The sequence below is a fragment of the Streptomyces niphimycinicus genome (assembly GCF_018883605.1).
Taxonomy (GTDB): domain Bacteria; phylum Actinomycetota; class Actinomycetes; order Streptomycetales; family Streptomycetaceae; genus Streptomyces; species Streptomyces niphimycinicus.
In genome coordinates, this window is the sequence record NZ_JAHLEM010001100.1 from 1 (window position 1) to 3386 (window position 3386).

1 protein-coding gene is annotated in these 3386 nt (G+C 73.7%); it reads left to right on the plus strand.

All coding sequences use genetic code 11. The annotated features are described in order from the left end of the window. The coding region (locus KN815_RS47880; protein WP_216348035.1) for a type I polyketide synthase at positions 1–3386 on the plus strand (3386 nt) is incomplete at both ends.

Here is a 3386-nt window from a genome sequence, read left to right on the forward strand (position 1 = left end):
CGGGTCAGCCACGCGTTCCACTCGCCCCGCATGGACGCCATGCTCGGTGACTTCCGCAAGGTCGTCGAGGGGCTGTCGTTCGCCCGGCCGTCCATCGCCCTGGTCTCCAATGTGACGGGCGCGGCGGCGAACGCGGACGAGGTGTGCTCGCCGGAGTACTGGGTCCGGCATGTGCGGGAGGCGGTGCGGTTCGCGGACGGCGTGCGGGCACTGGAGGCGCAGGGCGTGACCACCTTCCTGGAGGTGGGCCCCGACGGTGTGCTCTCGGCGATGGCGCGGGAGTGTCTGACGGCGCAGGAGGCATCGGCCGCGGTCGTCGTGCCGGTGCTGCGCAAGGACCGCCCCGAGGGCCAGGCGCTGACGACGGCGCTGGCCGAACTCCACGTCCACGGCACCACCGTCGACTGGGAACAGCTCTTCACCGGACGCGGCGCGCGGAAGGTCGAGCTGCCCACCTATGCCTTCCAGCGACAGCGCTACTGGCTGGCGGACACGGGCGGGGCGACAGGCGGTTCGGCCGCTGCCGACAGCGTGGACGCCCGGTTCTGGGAAGCCGTTGAGCGCGAGGATCTGGAGGCGCTGGCTGAGGCGCTGGACGTCGACGGCAAGGGTCCGCTCGGCGAGCTGATGCCCGCCCTGTCGTCCTACCGCCGGCAGCAGCGTGACCGGGCCACGGTCGACGGCTGGCGTTACCGCGTCTCCTGGAAGCCGGACCCGGACGTGGCCACCGCCTCCCTCTCGGGGACCTGGCTGCTGGTGGTGCCCGCCGGACTGGCGGAAGGCGAGGTCACCACGTCGATCCGCCAGGGGTTCGAGAAGCACGGCGCCCGGGTGGTGCCGGTGGCGGTGGCCGCGGACACGGACACCGACGGGCTCGCCCAGGCACTGCTCGGCGCACTCGACGGCGAGTCCGAGATCGGCGTGATGTCGCTGCTCGCCCTGGACGAGGAGCCGTGCGCCGGGGAGCCGGTGGTCGCGGCGGGCCTCGCGCTGACGCTGCGGTTGGTGCAGGCCCTGGCGGGGCTGGAGGTGGGCGTTCGGCTGTGGTGCGCGTCGCGGGGCGCGGTCTCGGTGGGGCGTTCGGACCGGCTCACCAGCCCGGTGCAGGCGGAGGTGTGGGGCCTCGGCCGGGTCGCGGCCCTGGAGCACCCCCGGATCTGGGGTGGCCTGGTGGATCTGCCCGAGGTGCTCGACGAGCGCGCCGTGAGGCGGCTGGCCGGTGTGCTGTCCGCCGAGGGCGGCGAGGACCAGGCGGCGGTGCGGGGCTCCGGAGTGTTCGTCCGGCGGTTGGGGCGTGTCGTGTCGTCGGGCGGCGAAGCCTGGCGGCCCAGCGGCTCGGTGCTGGTGACCGGTGGTACGGGGGCGCTGGGCGCGCATGTGGCCCGTTGGGCGGTGGCCGAGGGCGCGGAGCACGTCGTCCTCACCAGCCGCCGCGGCCCGGCGGCCGACGGTGCGCCCCAGCTCAAGGCCGAACTCGAGGCCATGGGTGCGCTGGTCTCGGTGGTCGCCTGTGATGTCGCGGATCGCGAAGCGCTCGCCGAGGTGCTGGCGGGGATCCCCGAGCGGTTCCCCCTGCGCGGCGTGGTGCACGCGGCCGGTGTGCTGGACGACGGTGTGCTGGACGGGCTGTCCGTCGACCGGGTCGCCGGGGTGCTCGGCGCGAAGGTGGCGGGCGCGGAGCGGTTGCACGAGCTGACCGCACATCTGGATCTCGACGCCTTCGTGCTGTTCTCGTCGTTCGCCGGTGTCGTCGGCGGTGCCGGACAGGGAGCCTACGCGGCGGCCAACGCCTACCTGGACGCGCTCGCGGTGCTGCGTCGCGGTGCCGGACTCGCCGGTACGGCGGTCGCCTGGGGGCCGTGGGCCGAGGCCGGGATGGCCGTGGAGGGCCGGGCCGGGGAACGGGTGCGCGGTGGTGTGGTGGCCGCGATGGACCCGGCGCTGGCCGTGGCGGCGCTCGGCTGGGCCGTCGGCCATGACGAGGCTTCGCTTGTCGTGGCCGACGTCGACTGGGAGCGCCTGGCCTCGGCGCATGCCGCGTCCGGCGGCGGCGCTCTCATCAGTGACATCCCCGAAGCCCTCAGGCACCTGACCGCGGTCAACGACGGTGCCCAGGCGGAAGCGGCCACCTTCGCCGAGAAGCTCGCCGGACTGTCGGCGGCCGAGCGGAACCAGGCCGTGCTGGAGCTGGTGCGGGGGCACGCGGCCGCCGTACTGGGCCATGCGTCGGCGGAGTCCGTGGAGCCCGGCCGGGCCTTCCGTGACCTCGGGTTCGACTCCCTCACGGCGGTCGAGTTGCGCAACCGGCTGGACCTCGCGACGGGGCTGCGCCTCCCGGCCACGCTGGTCTTCGACTATCCGAGCGCCACCGAACTGGCCGACTACCTGGACGCCGAGGCGTTCGGCACCGCCCAGCCGGCCGTGGCCGCCGCCGAGCCGACGGCCGTTGCCGTGGCCCATGACCCGATCGCGATCGTCGCGATGAGCTGCCACTTCCCCGGGGATGTCCACACACCGGAGGAACTGTGGCGGCTGGTCGCCGAGGGCGGCGACGCCATCGCCGGGTTCCCCGCCGACCGCGGTTGGGACCTCGACGGGCTGTACGACCCCGACCCCGAGCGGCTTGGCACGTCCTACGCACGCGAGGGCGGCTTCCTCTACGGTGCCCCGGACTTCGACGCCGGATTCTTCGGGATCTCGCCGCGTGAGGCGCTCTCCATGGACCCGCAGCAGCGGCTGCTGCTGGAGACGTCGTGGGAGGCGTTCGAGCGAGCCGGTATCGCTCCGGAGGCACTGAGGGGTGCCCGGGCGGGTGTGTTCGTCGGAACGAACGGCCAGGACTACACGGGGCTGTGGGCGGACGCGCAAGGTGACCTCGAGGGCCACCTGGGCACGGGCAGCGCGGCCAGCGTGGTGTCGGGGCGTATCTCCTACACCTTCGGTCTCGAGGGACCCGCGGTGACGGTGGACACGGCGTGTTCGTCGTCGCTGGTGGCGCTGCACATGGCCATGCAGGCGCTGCGTCAGGGCGAGTGCGACCTGGCGCTGGCCGGTGGTGTGTCGGTGATGTCGACGCCTGGTGCGTTCGTGGAGTTCAGCCGTCAGCGCGGACTCGCTTCCGACGGTCGGTGCAAGCCGTTCTCCGACGGGGCGGATGGGACGGGCTGGGGCGAGGGCGTGGGCATGCTGCTCGTGGAGCGGCTGTCGGACGCCCGCCGTAACGGTCACCCGGTGCTGGCCGTGGTGCGGGGCTCGGCCATCAACCAGGACGGTGCGTCCAACGGTCTGACGGCGCCGAACGGTCCGTCGCAGCAGCGGGTGATCCGTCAGGCGCTGGCGAGTGCCGGGCTGTCGGCGTCCGAGGTGGACGCGGTCGAGGCGCACGG